General features: G+C 47.3%; 15 protein-coding genes and 1 tRNA gene. 8 read left to right on the plus strand and 8 right to left on the minus strand.

Annotated elements, in window-relative coordinates:
* Positions 1–995: 995 nt before the first annotated feature.
* Positions 996–3,410, minus strand: coding sequence for an alpha-L-rhamnosidase-related protein (locus tag DWU89_RS07510; RefSeq protein WP_115499031.1), 2,415 nt, complete (start codon positions 3,408–3,410; stop codon positions 996–998).
* A 121-nt stretch (positions 3,411–3,531) separates the two neighbouring features.
* On the opposite strand from DWU89_RS07510, the gene DWU89_RS07515 reads away from it, so the two are divergent.
* Together DWU89_RS07515 and DWU89_RS07520 are read left to right on the plus strand one after the other, a co-directional pair.
* Entirely contained in the window at positions 3,532–4,965 is a 1,434-nt protein-coding gene (locus DWU89_RS07515; protein WP_244205873.1) for a sensor histidine kinase, read from the plus strand.
* On the plus strand, positions 4,962–5,645 hold the full coding sequence (locus DWU89_RS07520; protein WP_115499032.1) for a response regulator transcription factor: 684 nt from the start codon (positions 4,962–4,964) through the stop codon (positions 5,643–5,645). Before DWU89_RS07515 ends, DWU89_RS07520 begins: the two co-directional genes overlap by 4 nt.
* Positions 5,646–5,649: 4 nt before the next feature.
* On the opposite strand, the gene DWU89_RS07525 is transcribed toward DWU89_RS07520, so the two are convergent.
* The 5 genes from DWU89_RS07525 to mltG all read right to left on the minus strand — a co-directional run bounded on the left by DWU89_RS07525 (position 5,650) and on the right by mltG (position 10,396).
* Positions 5,650–6,438 carry a 4Fe-4S binding protein gene (locus tag DWU89_RS07525; protein ID WP_115499033.1) on the minus strand — a complete coding sequence of 263 codons (789 nt, stop codon included), beginning with the start codon at positions 6,436–6,438 and terminating at the stop codon, positions 5,650–5,652.
* 5 nt (positions 6,439–6,443) lie between these two features.
* Entirely contained in the window at positions 6,444–6,953 is a 510-nt protein-coding gene (locus tag DWU89_RS07530; RefSeq protein WP_115499034.1) for a TlpA family protein disulfide reductase, read from the minus strand.
* Positions 6,954–7,000: 47 nt separating this feature from the next.
* Positions 7,001–7,582 (minus strand): indolepyruvate oxidoreductase subunit beta, encoded by a 582-nt coding sequence (locus DWU89_RS07535; RefSeq protein WP_115499035.1) that lies wholly within the window; start codon positions 7,580–7,582, stop codon positions 7,001–7,003.
* On the minus strand, positions 7,579–9,177 hold the full coding sequence (locus DWU89_RS07540) for a thiamine pyrophosphate-dependent enzyme (protein ID WP_115499036.1): 1,599 nt from the start codon (positions 9,175–9,177) through the stop codon (positions 7,579–7,581). The genes DWU89_RS07535 and DWU89_RS07540 overlap by 4 nt, the downstream gene beginning before the upstream one ends.
* Positions 9,178–9,352: 175 nt before the next feature.
* A complete protein-coding gene (gene mltG, locus DWU89_RS07545) occupies positions 9,353–10,396 on the minus strand; it encodes an endolytic transglycosylase MltG (protein WP_115499037.1) in 1,044 nt (347 codons plus the stop codon).
* 146 nt (positions 10,397–10,542) lie between these two features.
* Here mltG and DWU89_RS07550 point away from each other — a divergent pair.
* Positions 10,543–10,629: transfer RNA gene (locus DWU89_RS07550), tRNA-Ser, on the plus strand.
* A gap of 63 nt (positions 10,630–10,692) precedes the next feature.
* On the opposite strand, the gene DWU89_RS07555 is transcribed toward DWU89_RS07550, so the two are convergent.
* Both DWU89_RS07555 and DWU89_RS07560 read right to left on the minus strand, forming a co-directional pair.
* Complete coding sequence (locus DWU89_RS07555) at positions 10,693–11,259, minus strand: hypothetical protein (RefSeq protein ID WP_115499038.1); 567 nt, start codon at positions 11,257–11,259, stop codon at positions 10,693–10,695.
* 12 nt (positions 11,260–11,271) lie between these two features.
* On the minus strand, positions 11,272–11,763 hold the full coding sequence (locus DWU89_RS07560) for an RNA polymerase sigma factor (protein WP_115499039.1): 492 nt from the start codon (positions 11,761–11,763) through the stop codon (positions 11,272–11,274).
* A gap of 146 nt (positions 11,764–11,909) precedes the next feature.
* Between DWU89_RS07560 and DWU89_RS07565 the strand changes: the two genes are divergently transcribed.
* The 5 genes from DWU89_RS07565 (at position 11,910) to DWU89_RS07585 (ending at position 17,324) form a co-directional block, all read left to right on the plus strand.
* Positions 11,910–12,314, plus strand: coding sequence for a putative quinol monooxygenase (locus DWU89_RS07565; protein ID WP_244205874.1), 405 nt, complete (start codon positions 11,910–11,912; stop codon positions 12,312–12,314).
* Positions 12,315–12,680: 366 nt separating this feature from the next.
* Entirely contained in the window at positions 12,681–13,817 is a 1,137-nt protein-coding gene (locus tag DWU89_RS07570; RefSeq protein WP_115499040.1) for an MraY family glycosyltransferase, read from the plus strand.
* A gap of 14 nt (positions 13,818–13,831) precedes the next feature.
* Complete coding sequence (gene wecC / locus DWU89_RS07575) at positions 13,832–15,034, plus strand: UDP-N-acetyl-D-mannosamine dehydrogenase (RefSeq protein ID WP_115499041.1); 1,203 nt, start codon at positions 13,832–13,834, stop codon at positions 15,032–15,034.
* Positions 15,035–15,065: 31 nt separating this feature from the next.
* Positions 15,066–16,427, plus strand: a complete 1,362-nt coding sequence (locus tag DWU89_RS07580) for a lipopolysaccharide biosynthesis protein (RefSeq protein ID WP_115499042.1) — start codon at positions 15,066–15,068, stop codon at positions 16,425–16,427.
* A 21-nt stretch (positions 16,428–16,448) separates the two neighbouring features.
* Positions 16,449–17,324, plus strand: coding sequence for a hypothetical protein (locus tag DWU89_RS07585; protein ID WP_115499043.1), 876 nt, complete (start codon positions 16,449–16,451; stop codon positions 17,322–17,324).

Below are 17,324 nucleotides of genomic sequence, written 5' to 3' on the forward strand. Positions count from 1 at the left end.
TGCGATTGCGGCTGCAAAGGTAAGGACTTTTTCTAAACTACCAAATGTTTCGGAAGAAAATTTGAAAAGTTTTTTTTCAAGTGCTCCGGCGGTTGGAATTTTGCTTAGCATCGCTAACCTCATCCCCTACTCGGACTACCTTCGTTCATCATGTTGACTACTGCCGTTCTCTCTCGAATGCGGGTGCAAAAGTACTGCCCTACAACATAACTTCCAAATCTTTTTGCAACTATTTTTTCATCGGAATGCAACAGGTTTGCGGGATGCGCTGAAATGCTGTGAGTTACGGGGGAAACTTTTTTTCAACTATCGAAACGGCTGGAAAATCAAGGATTCCTATTACTATATAATGTACGGGACAGGGGAGGGAGGCATGACTCCGCTTCCTTTCTGTCGGTACGGGATCGTGAGGCAGAGGGACCCCAAAAAGAGGGGAAAAGAAATAATCAAATTATACAATAACCCCCTTTTCAGCCGTTTTTCTATTTCACCTGAAAAGTTGATCCGTTTTGGATTGACTATTTGTACGGGATTGGACTTTATTTCTGACAACGGGAGAAATGAGGTGCCGGGGCAATTCCAAAAAGCGTTCTTTTTGATTGCCGAATGCCGGATAAGCCGACAAAGTGGAAAACCTTAACTCCCGGAGAATCGAATATTTGAAAACAAAACGGACGGCGTTCCAAATATCCCAAGGAAATTCAGGGTGTTTTTTGCCATGAAAACGGTCCTCTTTCCAATTAGGACGGTCATAATCGCCATTACGACCGTCCTAATCTTCGCGAGGTGCCGAGTGCACTACACATTAGCACGGTCGTGACGGCAAAGAGGACGGTCGTAATTACTGAAAACACTCAAAAAAGAGGAAAAAGTCCCTTTTTGACGGTGGAAATGCGGATTAACATTTGTTCGCTTTTGGAGGACGCGCGAGAGGCAAAAAGGAGGTTTTTACAATAAGCCCCCCTAAATTACATCATTTTTATCCTTAGTTCCCCCTATTCCACCGTCAACACCTGTTCTCCCGATTTGAGTTTATATTCTTTCCCATTCCAGACAAACACTCCGGTGGTACCGGAAGGCAATACAAGGCGGGCAGTCAGTTTTCCATCCTTACCGATCTTATAAGCAGCGGTAACACTGCCTGCCGGATGCGGCATTGTTCCGGATACTTCTTTCAAGTCACCTAACGACGGAGCGATACGAACTTCCTTAAATCCAGGAGCCTTGCTGTCGATACCCAACAGGATACGGAAGAACTCGATGTTCGGGCTGGCTCCCCAAGCATGGCAGTCCGAACGGGTCGGCTCGGGCATTTCTGCCCAAGTCGTCAAGCCAAGCGCCATCTGATCACGCCAGATTTGCAAGTTGTCGAGCAACTGGTCACCCATCCCCGCCGCTTTCAATGCCTGATGTACATAATAACGGAAATAGATTGTCGCCTGGATCAGGGAGGTATCGCTCAAAGTACGCTTCATAACGGCGACAGCTTCGTCACCTGTAACAATTCCAGCCAGGATAGCCAACGAATTGACATGCTGCGAGAAACTGCGGTGGTCATAGGTATCGGCAAACAGGCCGTGCGCTTCATCCCAATACTTGGAACGGATCGTAGCGCGGATGGCGGAAGCAATCTCCGTATAGTGGTCCGCCATTGACGGAATACCAAAAGCCCGTTCCATTTCGGCAGCCGATTCGAGTGTCAGGATATACATCAAGTCCTGGAAAGAAGAATTACCCTCTTTCTCGCGCACAGGCTCGCCAGACTCAAAACCGGCGGACCAATCAGCAAAAAACCAGTGAGGTACATACCCTAAGCTGTGATCCGGCTTCAGCCACTGCTCATACCATGAAAGTACTCCCCGGTAGGCAGGCAACAAGGTCTTCATATAGGTTTCATCTCCCCGGTACATCCAATAATCATGTCCCATACAGATCCACCACAAGGAGAAAGAAGAAATAAACTGGTGCAGACTGGACGGATAACGGCTCATCGTAATCCCATCCGCCACGATAGACTGGCGTCCCTGCTCGATTGCATTCTTCACCATATAGGCATCATGCGTATTATATAAGGTAATCATTGCCTGGATACGTGTATCACCGAAATACTGCAACTGCTCGTAATACGGGCAATCCATATACGTCTCGTTCGCACAAAGCCGTGCCGTACGCCAGCCGATATCCAACATCTTATTCAAATCCTCATGTCCGGGAGCGGAGAATGCGATCTCGCGACGGAACGGATAAGCAGAGAAAGTGCCATATACATCTTCCAGCACCAATGGTTCGGAAGCCGTAGAGATCGTCAGATCCACATACCGCCATGTGCGCCACCAAAGGGTGGTAAAATTGCGCCCCTCACCGCCGTCGGCAATCACCTTGTCTTCGTAACCGATCAGCCTTTTACCCTTCACCTCATCCCGGTTTCCCTTTTCCGGAAGCGAATAAGACTTGGTCGTGCTTTTCTCCTCTCCCTCATAAAGCCCTTCGGCATAACCGATCGCAATCTCGGCCTCTTTGCCTTTGCTGAACAAAAGAGAAAGATAGCCCGTCGTCAGCTTCCCGTTATCTAACAGCAGACGCACTTTACTGTTGGCAGGGACCGTCAGGGATGTTTTACTCTTCAGGAAACCGGCAGGAGCTTTCACCCCTTCGGCTATGCGGACAGCTTCGAAACGTTCCGGCTGCATATCCATCGGAGGGATCGGACAGGGAACGAGCAGGCGGCCGGGATAGTCGCGCGAACCTTTCGCCCCTCCCTTGATACCGGAACGGGCTTTCTGCCAACGGCTATCATCGTAACCCGGTTGCTCCCACCCCCAAGGATATTTGGCAGCAGCAAGCAGTTCGCCGGGACCTGCCACATAATAACCCAACACAGGTTTGTGCCAAGGCGCATAGGCTTCATTCTTCATACAAAGCCATGAATCACCGGTATTAACAACTGCTTCCGCATCCGTATTTCCTTGCAACAAGAATCCAGTCTGATTAAAACTGATCTGCGCGACCGGTTTCTGTTCGGCATAATTCCAGACAACAGCAGCCAGCACATTCTTTCCCTTTTTCAGATAAGGGGCAAGGTCGACTGTCTCAAAATTCCAGTTATAGATATCCCCGCGCGACGGCCCGAGCGAAACGAACTGTCCGTTCACGTAGAGTTTATAACGGTTATCCGCCGTCGCATGGACGATAAAACGTGACGGCACTTCGACCAGATCGAATGTCTTACGCATATGGTAAACACCATATACATTAGCCGGTTCACCGGGCATGGAGATCCAGCGCGCTTTCCAGCGCCCCGCCAGTAATTCAGGATTTACGTCGGCTTGCCTATAGCCCTCTAAGCGGATTTGGGCACTGAGTGATAAACTGCAAAGCAACGATAGCAAAATTAATACGCGTGTCTTCATTTGATACAGGGGTATTAGTAGATATTAAACAAATAAGGATAGAGGCAAAGATAATATTTTGTTCTGTTATTTAGTGTTACCGGGCAGAAAAGGTTTTGAGATCAGTTGTATATTTGCCTCGATGAAACTACGGATGCGGCTCATATTGGTTTTCGTTACACTTTCGGTTCTGGGGACATTCCTTTTCCAGGGTTACTGGCTTTGGAACAGTTACCGGATTGAAAAGAAACACTTCCAAAGCCGGATCAACGAAACCCTTCAGCAGGCCATAAACGAAGACCTGACCTTCCGCTTGGAAACATTAGAGAAAGACACAGCTCACGATGCACCTCACGGGCAGATCGAATTTACTTTCTCACTCGACAGCACCTCGCACGCATCTTCCCGGCAAAAGCCCCGAAGAGTCTATAATCGCACCAGTTTAAAGGTTGAGACAACAGCCGACAGTACTGTCTTCGGCTTATACAAACCTGAAAACACCCCTATGATGCGCATGGCCTTCAAAGGCATCTGGCAGGCTATAAACGGATTATCACCGGTAGACATCCAGAAGTTAGACAGCCTGTGGGGAACCTATCTCCGGCAGGAAGGCATACGGAACCCACATTTTATAGACTTCACCATCGGAAAAGACACCTTGCTGGCCTCTTCCCTTCCTGACAACGAGAATCCGGCACAGCTGATGCCGACACAGAAGATCGGCGTGAATGCCGACGACAGCATCGGGATACAAGGCTTCATCGTCTCTCCGGACAAAACGGTCTTCCGGGAAATGGGTACGCTGCTCTTTGCCTCTCTCCTGCTTCTGGCCATCACGACGGCTTGCTATACCTATCTGATCCGGACAATCCTCCGGCAAAAGACAATCGCACAGATCAAGAATGACTTCGTCAACAACATGACACACGAGTTGAAGACGCCGATCACCATCACCTACTCGGCCATTGACGCACTGCAAACCTTCAATTTCGTAGAACAGAAAGATACGCGCGAGGAATACTTCACCCTTTGCCGCCAGCAGCTTAAACACCTGTCGGGATTAGTGGAGAAGATACTCAGCATGGCAGTGGACGAACGCAAGAATTTCCGTTTGCAGAAAGAGACATTCCAGCTCCGCCCGCTTATGGACAGCCTGATCCGCCAATTTACGCTAAAGGCAAATAAAGAAGTACGCTTCCATCTGGATATGCAACCGGAAGAGATTGCAATATATGCCGATAAGCTGCATTTCACGAACATGATCAGCAACCTGCTGGACAACGCCATCAAATATTCGGGAACAAGCGTCGATATCGACATCCGGGCACGCGAAAGCGAAGAATGGCTGCAACTCAGTGTCACGGATAATGGCATCGGCATCCCGCAAGCCCAGCAATCGCGCGTGTTCGAACGTTTCTACCGTGTCTCGAAAGGCAATATCCACGACGTAAAAGGCTTCGGACTCGGACTCAGTTACGTCAAAGACATCGTAGAGCGGCACGGCGGCAGCATCACTCTTCAAAGCAAGGAACGGCAAGGAAGTACATTCACACTCTTAATACCCATCCGGAAATGATACATATATTATTAGCAGAAGACGAAATAACATTGGCTAAGATTATAAAAGACAGCCTCGAAAGCCGCCAGGAGTTTCGGATCACCCTGGCCGCCAACGGTAACGAAGCACTCGAATGTTACCACCGACAAAAGCCGGACATCCTCGTGTTAGACGTCATGATGCCCCAACTGGACGGCTTCAGCCTTGCCAAAATGATCCGGCAGACCGACAGCAAAACGCCAATTCTGTTCCTGACTGCCCGTTCTTCGGTCGACGATCTGGTGACAGGTTTCCATTTGGGAGGAAACGACTACCTGAAGAAGCCTTTCGACATGGAGGAATTGATCGTCCGCATCCAGGCCTTGCTGCACCGTCCCATACAGGCTTCCACCGTTAAGCAGGCGGATGTTTATACGATCGGACAATACACATTTCACTATCCGCACCAGACTTTACAAATGGACGACCATACGGAAACCCTTTCCCACCGGGAAGCGGAAATTCTCCGTATGTTGTGCCAGCATGCCAACGACGTGTTGCACCGCAAACCTGTCCTGCTCGAACTTTGGGGAGACGATACGTTTTTCAACGCCCGCAGCATGGACGTCTTTATCACCAAGCTCCGTAAAAAACTAAAAGCCGATCCCACCGTTCAGATACTGAACATCCGGGGAATCGGCTACAAGTTGATATTTTAGAAAATCAAATAAACAATTCCGGTTCGCGACGGGCGCTAAAGTTCTTGTGCAGCATCGCCGTATAAGGAGTGTCGAACGTGCGGGCCGCCTCCGGACATTCCTTCACGCAGGCGCAACATTTGATACAGATCGCCGGATCACTGAACATCCGGTCGTCGACAATCGAAATGGCAGAAACCGGACAGACATCTATGCAATATTCGCATTGCGTACACAGGTCTTCGTTCGTCACAGGAGCTTGCGGCGTAGACGGACCTTTCACCTTATAGGGGTAATTTCCTTTCACCTCGAGCGGCTTCAGGTCGGAAAGGCTTTCCGCCTGCTGCAATTTCATCCTGATTTCGCGTCCGAAACGGGTAGCTAACTCATGGTCGGCTTCATCAGGACGTTCGGCTGCAATCGGCATATCCTTCCGGCTGAACGAGTGTTCGCCGATAAAAGCGCCGGCAGAAACTGGGACAAAACCTGCAACGGTCAGCGTATCGGACAATTCTTTCAAGGCATCCTCATAATCGCGGTTGCCATAGACGACAACCGGAACGACGGGAGCCTGATGTGCACTAAACGCGCGAAGACGTTCCATAGCTGTTTCCGCCACACGTCCCCCATACACAGGGACAGCCACAATCGTCAGCTCGTCACCGGCGATCTCTACCGGTTCTTCCGGCAATCCGTATGTAATATCGGATTCCAGCAGGACCTCTCCATCCAATCCTTCTGCGATCGCATAAGCTGTTTTAGCCGATGTATGCGTCGGAGAAAAATAAACTATATGCACATGACTGTATTCCATATCTTTTATTTTAAAGCCGTTTCAATCTTCTTCATCAGCTCGGCAAACTCTTCGTCTGTATAGCCTTTTGTAGCGTAAATGACTTTACCGGTCTTATCCACCAAATAGCTGCGCGGAATGAGGCTGTTGGCGAAAGCGCCATACACCGCACGGTTCTTGTCCGGATAAAGAGGGAAGGTAAAACCTTTCTTTTCGTTATACTTCTGCAACTCCGCATCCGAATGCTCACGGCCGATTACCAGCATGGCGAAATCCTTGTTGTCCTTGTATTTCGGCCAAAGCGTCTTCTGCACCTCAGCCAGCTCTTTCTGGCAGGGCGGACACCAAGTGGCAAAGAAGTTCACCAACACCACTTTCCCTTTCAGAGAAGAGGAAGGCGTCTCGGTTCCATTATCGTTCACAATCGTAAAAGCCGGCATCTGCTCGCCCACCTTGACGATGTCACCACTCTCATCCTGCGCCTTCAAGACGAAAGCAAGGAGAGCAAAAAAGGAAAGGAATAAGTACTTCTTCATATTATTTGTGTTTAAAGAAGTGCGGCCCTTACGGGTCGCACCCCATGTTATTGCATGCTTTGTGCTACATCGTAGCCGGCTTTCAACGCTTTGAGGTTCATCTCCACGATCTCTTCCCCTTTGCGTCCGAAAATACGGCGGATGCCGTCGGCAATCTTGTCATATTCAATACCGATGAAAGGAGCGGCGGCGCCCAGCATCACGATATTGGCTGCACGTACGGAACCCACTTCCTTGGCAATGGCCTCCACATCCAGCACCACTTTATGCGGCAGTTTGTCCAGTTCTCCGTTCACCTTCTCCATCTCCGGATAGTTGGGAATGTTAATAAACGGCTGCGAGTTCGTCACTAACCATCCGTCCTTTTTCAAGTACGGCAAGTAGCGAAGCGCCTCCATCGGCTCGAGCGAAATGATCAGGTCGGCGTGTCCCTGCGGGATCAGGTCGGAAGCAATCGGCTGGTCTGAGAGGCGGAGGTTCGACTGTACGTCGCCACCACGCTGGCTCATTCCGTGTACTTCGGCCTGCTTCATATACAGGCCCTCTTTCAATGCGGCTTCTCCGATAACGGCAGCGATGGAGAGGATGCCCTGTCCTCCCACACCGGATAATATGATATCTGCTTTCATTTCTTGCTTGCTTTTTTCTTTCTTGTTAATGTCTGGATACACTCGCGACGCGGGATCAGCACCGATACGCCTTTATACTCGATCTCTTCGCGGATGATCGTCTTCATCTCTTCGTAATTCTTCTTCAACGGAATCATCACACGGATGTGAGCCGGGTCTACGCCGATACCGGCACAGATCGATTCCAGCCGTCCTGTTCCCGCAGAATCCTGTCCGCCTGTCATGGCAGTCGTCTCGTTATCGGAAATTACGATCGTGATATTTGTATTTTCATTGACACAATCCAGCAGGCCGGTCATACCGGAGTGCGTGAACGTCGAGTCGCCGATCACCGATACAGCCGGGAAAACACCCGCATCGGACGCACCTTTCGCCATCGTGACGGAAGCTCCCATGTCGATACAGGTATCGATCGCACGGAAAGGAGGCAAAGCTCCCAGCGTGTAACAGCCGATATCGCCGAACACCTTCGCACCCTTATATTCGGCCAAGACTTCGTTGAGCGCTTCATACACGTCACGGTGTCCGCAACCCTGGCATAATGCAGGCGGACGCTGTTCCACAACTTCCGGAGTGGCATAGTAGCCGGCAATCTCTTTACCCAATGCCTTGCCTACAGCATCGGGCGTCAGCTCGCCATCGCGTTGCAGCGTGCCGTCCAGGCGTCCATGTACCGTAACGCCGATACCGAGGAATCCTTTCAGTTGTTCTTCCACCACCGGATAACCTTCTTCGAGTACGAGGATTTCCTTGCATTCGCTCATAATCTTTTCCACCATCTTGCGGGGCAGCGGATACTGGCTGATCTTCAGCACCGGATGTTCAAACCCGTCCGGATAGTTTTCCGAAAGGTAGTTGAACGCGATACCGGTCGTAATGATTCCCAATTCCTTATTGGGAGCATCGAAATACTTGTTATAGGAAGAGGCTTCGGAAGAAGCGACAAATGTATCTTGTGCTGCGATCAACGTCTTGAAACGTTTGCGGGCAAGAGCCGGAAGGAGGATGAAACGCTGGCGGCCGTCTTCGGGCGTATGCATTTCGTTTTCAGGCTTCTGTGCGCGGGTAACCACGCCTGCGCGAGAATGAGCCATACGGGTTGTGATGCGGACCAGAACCGGATAGCCCAACTTTTCGGAAAGTTCGAACCCTTCATATACCATATCGTAAGCCTCTTGCTGGCTGGACGGCTCGAGCATCGGGATCATGGCGAAATTGCCGAACATACGGTTGTCCTGTTCGTTCTGGGAAGAGTGCATGGAAGGGTCGTCGGCAGTTATGATGATCATACCGCCATTGATACCGCTCATGGCTGCATTCATGAAACAGTCGGCAGCCACGTTCAGCCCCACATGTTTCATACAGCACAACGCGCGCTTACCGGCATAGCTCATACCTAAAGCGGCTTCCATCGCTGTTTTCTCATTTGCGCTCCAGCGGCAGTGGATGCCTCTTTCCTTTGCCACGGCCGATCCCTGGATATACTCGGTTATTTCGGTCGAAGGGGTTCCCGGATAGGCATAAACACCGGACAAGCCTGCATCTATAGCAGCTTGCGCGATTGCCTCATCCCCTAAAAATAGATGTTTTTCCATGTAATGTTTATTTGTTTTTAATCGATTTTTCTGTGTTATCTAACCTACAAAGATAAGACTTTTACCTATATCCGCAATAATATCTCCGCAATTGGATTTAGTTTCATCGGCATGGAACTTTAGTTTCTTCCTCATGGAACAAAAGTTTCATGGGCATGAAACTTTTTTTTCATGCCTACCGGATCTTCCGTCTATTCAATTCCGCCCGATAGCGATTGGCGTTGCGGTTATGCTCGGCAAGGGTGGCGGCAAAGTTATGACGCCCGGAAAAATCTTCCTTCGCACACATATACAAGTAATTATGCTGCATATAATTCAAAACGGCATCCAACCCCTTGATTGTCGGGATGCGAAGCGGTCCGGGCGGCAACCCGGTGTGTTTGTAAGTATTATAAGGAGAATCAACCTCCAGATGTTCGAAAAGGATGCGTTGCAGCGAGAAATCACCGATAGCGAACTTTACAGTCGGATCAGCCTGAAGGGGAATTCCCCGGTGAAGGCGGTTTAGATACAGTCCGGCCACAATCGGATATTCGTCTGACGCCGCCGTTTCTTCCTCCACGATAGAGGCAAGGATAGAAACTTCCGCCGGTGTCAACCCGATGGCTTTCGCTTTGGCAAGACGGGCGTCAGTCCAGAAATTGTTATATTCGCGTTTCATCCGCTGCATCAACTTGTCGGCTGATATATTCCAATACACCTCATATGTATTGGGAATAAACAGCGTATTGATCGTTTCGGTCGTGAAACCCAGCGAGTCACAATAGGCGGAATCAGTAAGCAGGTGGAGCAATTCGTCCTCTCCTATCATCAACTGCTCCGAGAGCCGTTCTACCAGGTCCTTCTTAAAACGGATATTATTAAAAGTAATGCGGGTTGCCACCTGATGCCCCCGACGCAGGTCGTTAAGCAACGTCAGATTGTTCATGCCCGGCTCCACGGCATAACGCCCGGTACGCATATTTGCAGGGTATTTCAGCATACCGGCAAGTTGTTTGAAGCTTCCGATGCGCCGACATCCGGCAGAATCTTGCAACTGACGGCAGAGATCATCAAAATCTTTGCGGGTGTCGATATATACATACACGGTATTGCGCGGTGCGAAATCCGGCGCCAGTAACAGACGGTAGGCCCAAAAGCCCGTTCCCGCCAGCAACAGGACGATAAAAGACAGGATTCCTATAATAACTGTTCGCTTCGAAAACTTTTTTCCACTCATATTTCACTTAATAATTCTCTGAATATCAGAACCGGGCACAAAAGTAACACCTTTTTCTTAAAAAATATCGTCAAAATGCTTTGTATATTCAAAAACTTCAGCCTATCTTTGCAGCGCAATTCAAGGAAATGAAGCGCGAAGCCCATGGAAGTGTGGGTGAGTGGCTGAAACCACCAGTTTGCTAAACTGACGTACTCGCAAGGGTACCGGGGGTTCGAATCCCCCCGCTTCCGCAACGAAGGCTGCCAATCGAAAGATTGACAGCCTTTTTTGTGTTTAGGAAATCGGCCGAACTCTTAACTTAATTCCTCTTCCAGTGCGCCACGCAACTGCTGAAATTCCTTTCTGATACGTCTTTGCACGCGAAAGCCGGCGAAGAAACCGACAACCATTCCGCAGCAGGCACCATAGAAGGCATACATTTCTTGCGCCCTGTACAGGTCCAGCATGAATAAGGCTATTACGACCAAAGCTAAAGGAAAACCGATCAGGATACCCACTTTCTGGAACTTTTCCAGTTTGAAAGTCGAAATCAGGGCTTCCTTGCTCGTCATCCATTTATAATCCGTCTTTGCCAGGCCTCTCCACAGAAAACCTTTATGAATTGCCATCACAATAAAGAAAAACAGAAAAGCAAACTTCGTCCACGAGCCAATACCATCGATCTCCAGAAAAAGAAGGTTGATAACACCCGGAGCCATCAGGCATAGCAAGGTCATCATCCTGAATCTGTTTTTCAATCGTTCACGGACTGAAACAATATGTTCCCTCACAACTCTTTGTGCCATTTCATTATTCTCATCCATCCGGTCGATATGTTCATCGATCTCTCTCCACCCTTTTTTTAAATCTTCCAGTTCCATGATTATTCCTTTCTATTGATTTGCTAATACGTTTAATTTCTCTTTGATACGCTTCAATTTAGAAGCGATATTGTTGCGCGATAATCCGGTGATTTCGGCAATCTCCTCATACGACCGTTCATCCAGCCACAACATGATAATGGCTTTTTCCAAACGGTTTAACTGACTGATAAGCTGATACATCTCACGCAGGTATGCCGCCTTTTCATCCTCTTCCGATACGAGCCCGAACAGGTTTTCCAACGGCAGCGTGTCCGTGATCTTATCGTGTTTGCGATGGAATGAAATACAGGTGTTCAAGCTCACGCGATAAATCCACGACGAGATCTTGGCATCTCCCTTGAAACTGCCAAACCCCTGCCATAAGTTGACCAACACCTCCTGATGCAAATCCTTCAAATGCTCTTCATCCTTGGCATAGAGATAGCAAACTTTATAAATAAGCCTCCTATATTCTTTTACCAAAGCCAAAAACGCCTGTTCACGTTCTTTCTCTACTCTCATAACTTTTCTTTTTTCTACATAAGACGCAGCACTTCGCTATTAGTTGCAAAGGAGAGAAAAATGCAATATCATTTTAATATATATTTCCAAATATCACAGTATATTTGCGCTGATATTCTGATTTTATATTTCTAATTATTAGTCAAATGAAAAAGATTGTTGGATTTTTGTCGACCATCATGATGGTCGCATTTTGTATTTCATGCAGTGGCAATGCAAAGCAAGGTGAAACCACCCAGGCAAGTACGGAAAAGACTGTTTCACCACAGAAAGAGAAGAAAACGATTGTTTGCCGTGTATTGGTGAAAGAAGGACAAGAGGCCGCATTTGTCGATGTTGCCAAAACACTGGTCGACGCGACGCGCCAGGAAGCCGGCAATATCAGTTATAACCTCTACCAGTCACCCTTTGACTCCAAATCATTCATTTTTTATGAAGAATACAAAGACGATGCCGCCTTTGATTTCCACGCGAACTCCGATCACTTCAAAGCTTTCGCAGCAGCTATCCCCGATATGCTGGCAGCGGATCTGAATATCGAACAGTTCTGATAGTAAGATTTCAAGCAATTATCATAAATTAGCCGCTATGTCCTTCTCTTCACCGGACATAGCGGCTTATTGTGTTATTACCTATTATTCAAGCTCACTTTTCTTAACGTTCTTTAATCCGGATACAATCAAGGTATAATGAATGAAATATAACGTCCAACCCTCATTATTCCTCCACATTTTCCATCCTTTCAGCACAATGATTTTTTAGGAAATGGTTTCTAAAATAGCACAATTACACTCAAAAAAGAAAACGTTTTTTCCCCTCCTCTTGTTACTTCCCAAGCTAAAAGAGAAGCAGACAATCGCCAGAACATTTCTATGTGACTGACGAACTTTGTCGCATACAAACCTGATTGATGAAATATGATATACCTTTTGATTTTATTAGCCTTTCTGATTTCCGTCCTGATGTCCATGGTGATAATTCCGAGGATATTGGTCGTGGCACTGAAGAAACGGCTGTTCGATATGCCTGACAGCAGAAAGATACACGAGGGAGCCATACCGAGATTAGGCGGACTGTGTTTCGCTCCGGCGATCCTGTTCTCCGTATCGTTCGTCTCCGCCCTTTACTGTACGGGCTATTTATACGGATACCAGATTCCGCAATGGTTGTTCACACATATATTGTCGGAGTTCTACCTACTGGCATGCGGCGTTATCCTGCTGTACCTTGCCGGACTCAAAGACGACTTGGTGGGAATGCGCTATACGACCAAGTTCATGATACAGATAGTGGCAGCCCTGCTGCTACCATTGTCGGGATTGTGGATCAATAACTTGTACGGATTGTTCGGGGTTTACGAGCTGGCGCCCTGGATCGGGATTCCACTCACCATCCTTGTGATCGTGTTTATCACCAACGCCATCAACCTGATCGACGGGATCGACGGGCTGGCTTCGGGACTGAGCGGGTCGGCATTGCTGGTGCTCGGAAGCCTCTTCCTGATAAACGGGATGTGGATATACGCCATGCTGTCGTTCGCCACATTAGGTGTATTAATCCCTTTCTTTTATTATAATGTGTTCGGACAGGTGAAACAGGGACGGAAAATCTTCATGGGCGATACCGGGAGTCTGACGTTAGGATATATCCTCGTGTTCCTCGCCGTCCGCTATGCATCCTATAATCCTGACATCGCCCACTATTCCGCTGGAGCTATCGTGGTAGCTTTCTCGACACTGATCGTGCCGATGTTCGACGTTGTACGGGTGATGATCGTACGTGCACGCAACCACAAACCGCTGTTCAAACCGGACCGCAACCATATACACCATAAATTCCTCGACATGGGAATGACACCGCACAAAGCGATGATCAGCATCGTCATCATTGCCTGCCTGTTCAGCAGCCTGAATATCCTGCTGGTGTCATTCGTGAATATCAATATCGTATTCGCGGGTGACATCCTGATATGGGTTGGTTTAAGCATTTGGTTCGAAAGGACTGGCTGCAAAAAGGAATCGCTCAAGGGGAAAGAATTTGTCAAACGATTTTAGAAAAAATACAAATAATGAAAGTATGTTTTATGGGGCTGGGCTACATCGGCCTGCCTACCGCAATCATAGCCGCCGGGAGCAGCGTGGATGTCATCGGCGTAGATGTGAATCCGAAAGTAGTGGAAATGACAAACCGGGGAGTGATCCATATCGTGGAACCGGGTTTGCAGGAATTGTGCTCGGAGGTAGTCAAAACGGGAAAACTGAAGGCTTCGGGGATTCCCGAAGAAAGCGATGTCTACTTGGTCGTCGTCCCGACTCCGTTCAAGGGGAACCATGAACCGGACATCTCGTATGTCGAAGCGGCGACGCGCATGGTGGCACCTTTACTTAAGGAGGGAGACTTGTTCGTGATCGAATCGACCTCACCTGTCGGAACGACCGAGAAGATGGGACATCTGATCTATGCTCTCCGCCCGGAGCTGACGGGAAAAGTGTTCATCGCTTACTGTCCGGAGCGTGTCTTGCCGGGAAACGTAATATACGAGTTGGTACACAACGACCGGGTGATCGGCGGGCTCGACAAGGAATCGACCGAAAAGGCGGTGCAGTTCTACAGTCTTTTCGTCAAAGGGACTCTCCACCGGACAAATGCACGGACAGCGGAAATGTGCAAGCTGACAGAAAACTCCTCACGCGACGTGCAGATCGCCTTTGCCAACGAACTGTCACTTATCTGCGACAAGGCGGGCATCAACGTTTGGGAGCTGATCGAGCTTGCCAACAAGCATCCGCGTGTCAACATCTTGCAACCGGGCTCAGGCGTTGGAGGCCATTGCATCGCAGTAGACCCCTATTTTCTGACTTCGGAGTTCCCCTATGAGTCGCAGCTCATCTCGAAAGCCCGCGAGATCAACAACTACAAGGCTTTCTGGTGTGCCGAAAAAATCGAAAACGCCATTCTCCGTTTTCTGCTGGACCATCATCGCATGCCGATTGTCGCTCTGATGGGACTGGCCTTCAAGCCCAACATCGACGACCTGCGCGAATCGCCTGCCAAATACATCGCGACCAAAGTCCTCCAACGCTCCGCCGACACCGACATCCTGATCGTTGAGCCAAACGTCCACAACCACCCGGTCTTCAAACTGACTCCCTACCAGGAAGCCTACGCCCGCGCCAACATCGTCGCTTTCCTCGTCGCCCACCAGGAATTCAAATCCTTGCCTTACGACGGGAACAAGGTGATATTGGATTTTTGCGGGGTGTATAAATAACGATTATCGGCTCAGGTAGTAATTCATAAACATGCATTTACTAAGCAAATTTCAATCTTTCCTCTTACAAGGTAATGAAAGAACTGTTTTAGCAAAGAAAAATATAATTGCATCGTTAGGGCTGAAATGCATTAGTATATTAATATCCCTGCAAGTTGTACCTCTAACCATAGGATACATTGACACCGTTAAATACGGTATTTGGCTGACACTAAGTTCCATTATCTCTTGGCTATCTTTCTTTGACTTAGGCTTTGCACATGGATTCCGAAATCGCTTTGCAGAAGCAAAAGCGAAGGGAGATATGCAGACTGCAAAAGAATATTTGAGCACGACATATGCTGTCTTATCAATTTTATTTACACTCATATTTATTGGTATTACTGTTGCCAATCACTATATCCATTGGAGTGAGATATTGATTATAGACAGGCAGTACAACGCCGAACTGCATACGGTTTTCGGCCTGCTGGCCTGTTTTTTTTGCCTGAATATAGTAGGGAGTGTCCTCACCACCATGCTTATGGCTGATCAAAAACCGGCTATGGCTTCCCTCATACAAACAGGAGGGCAGGTACTTGCTTTTATTACAATTTATGTACTGACAAAAACAACAGCGGGAAATCTGGTCAACCTGGCTATCGCTTTTTCAGGTATTCCTTGTATCCTGCTGCTTATAGTCTCCTTTTTTATATTCAGGACAGAAAGGTACAAACCTATAACTCCCTCCTTCCGTTTCATCCGTTTTTCCCTGACCAAAAATATAATAGGATTGGGCGGACAATTTTTTATAATCATGATAGCGATGATGTTTATTTATCAGTTTATGAATATTATTATTTCTCGCGTAAAAGGACCTGAGGCTGTAACAGAATACAATATAGCATACAAATACTTCAACACTCTGAATATGTTCGCAACTATTATATTAACACCTTTCTGGTCCGCCTTCACGGATGCCTATACAAAAAAAGACTTCAGATGGATGAAGCAAGTACATCGTAAACTGGAAAGAATGTGGCTAATCTTTATCTTACCTGTTTCAGCGTTCATGCTTATCTGTTCAAACCAAATATATAAATGGTGGATAGGAAATGACGTCAAGATATCTCTATCTGTATCTTCAATGGTTGCTATTTATGTGCTGGCACAAACATTGGTAGGAGTTTATACCACATTGATAAACGGAACAGGTAAAGTAAGAATACAGATGCTTATCTATCTATTTTTTTCAATTTCGGCATTGCCTGTTATCAATTACGGATGTGAGAAAATGGGAATTATAGGAGCTTTGTTATTTCCCACAGTCGTCTGCCTTTTCCAGGTTATAATGGGGCGAAAACAATTAACTAAAATAATTATGAATAAGGATTATGGAATTTATAGTAAATAATAACCGGCTAACAGTTTCAAAATGTATAACAATCACAATATAATTGCAATCAATTTCTCCGATGCTAATTTTGAGATACAAAGGAAATATAACACCTTGACAGCTTACAAGACAGGAAAAGCAGATAAGGTGATAGAATATACACCCAAAGATATCGATAAAGAGTTCTATCATAAAAACTCACGCATTTTCGCTTATCGCCGGGGAGCTGGCCTATGGCTCTGGAAACCTTATTTTATTCTGAAAACACTGGCGCAAATAAAAGAAGGAGACTATCTGTTCTACTGCGATTCCGGAGCTTTTTATGATAATAAAATAAGTCGTCTGATTGATGTTCTGGAAAAAGAGGATATATCTGTCATGCCTTTCGAACTGCCTTTATTAGAAAGGCAATGGACTAAAAAAGAAGTTTTTTCCATCATGGGGCATGATGATCTTTCCTCCAATCAAATTTGTGCCAGCTATATATTGCTTAAAAAGAATGACTTTTCAAGAAAAATTATCGAGGAATGGCTAAACTATATGCAAGATGAACGTTGTGCCTCTCCAAACCAATTCACTCAAGAAAAGAATCCGGTGGATTTCATCGAGCATCGTGAAGACCAATCCGTATTCTCACTAACTTGCAGGAAAAACGGAATTATTCCCTTCAGAGATCCCTCCCAATTTGGCGACAGACCATGGCAATATGCTTGGAATAAAAAATATGCCGACAAAAAACAATGGACATACAATGAAAAAAAATATCCCAATTCTCCTTATCCAAGAATAATAGTCAGTAACCGTCGGGTCGAGCCACAAGCATTCAGGAAGAGGGAGAAGATACGTAATCTATTATGGCATTTAGGAATATACAACAAGTATTACTTCAAATATAAAACAGGGGCAATAATTTGA

Source organism: Parabacteroides acidifaciens, assembly GCF_003363715.1.
In the GTDB taxonomy this organism is placed as follows: Bacteria; Bacteroidota; Bacteroidia; order Bacteroidales; family Tannerellaceae; genus Parabacteroides; species Parabacteroides acidifaciens.

Bases quoted from the DNA above. Each gene is read 5' to 3' on its own strand.
- DWU89_RS07570 (WP_115499040.1), top strand. From the start codon at position 12,681: ATGATATACCTTTTGATTTTATTAGCCTTTCTGATTTCCGTCCTGATG.
- DWU89_RS07580 (WP_115499042.1), top strand. From the start codon at position 15,066: ATGCATTTACTAAGCAAATTTCAATCTTTCCTCTTACAAGGTAATGAA.
- DWU89_RS07585 (WP_115499043.1), top strand. From the start codon at position 16,449: ATGTATAACAATCACAATATAATTGCAATCAATTTCTCCGATGCTAAT.
- DWU89_RS07530 (WP_115499034.1), bottom strand. From the start codon at position 6,953: ATGAAGAAGTACTTATTCCTTTCCTTTTTTGCTCTCCTTGCTTTCGTC.
- DWU89_RS07525 (WP_115499033.1), bottom strand. From the start codon at position 6,438: ATGGAATACAGTCATGTGCATATAGTTTATTTTTCTCCGACGCATACA.
- wecC (WP_115499041.1), top strand. From the start codon at position 13,832: ATGAAAGTATGTTTTATGGGGCTGGGCTACATCGGCCTGCCTACCGCA.
- DWU89_RS07535 (WP_115499035.1), bottom strand. From the start codon at position 7,582: ATGAAAGCAGATATCATATTATCCGGTGTGGGAGGACAGGGCATCCTC.
- mltG (WP_115499037.1), bottom strand. From the start codon at position 10,396: ATGAGTGGAAAAAAGTTTTCGAAGCGAACAGTTATTATAGGAATCCTG.
- DWU89_RS07555 (WP_115499038.1), bottom strand. From the start codon at position 11,259: ATGGAACTGGAAGATTTAAAAAAAGGGTGGAGAGAGATCGATGAACAT.
- DWU89_RS07515 (WP_244205873.1), top strand. From the start codon at position 3,532: ATGAAACTACGGATGCGGCTCATATTGGTTTTCGTTACACTTTCGGTT.
- DWU89_RS07565 (WP_244205874.1), top strand. From the start codon at position 11,910: ATGAAAAAGATTGTTGGATTTTTGTCGACCATCATGATGGTCGCATTT.
- DWU89_RS07520 (WP_115499032.1), top strand. From the start codon at position 4,962: ATGATACATATATTATTAGCAGAAGACGAAATAACATTGGCTAAGATT.
- DWU89_RS07510 (WP_115499031.1), bottom strand. From the start codon at position 3,410: ATGAAGACACGCGTATTAATTTTGCTATCGTTGCTTTGCAGTTTATCA.
- DWU89_RS07540 (WP_115499036.1), bottom strand. From the start codon at position 9,177: ATGGAAAAACATCTATTTTTAGGGGATGAGGCAATCGCGCAAGCTGCT.
- DWU89_RS07560 (WP_115499039.1), bottom strand. From the start codon at position 11,763: ATGAGAGTAGAGAAAGAACGTGAACAGGCGTTTTTGGCTTTGGTAAAA.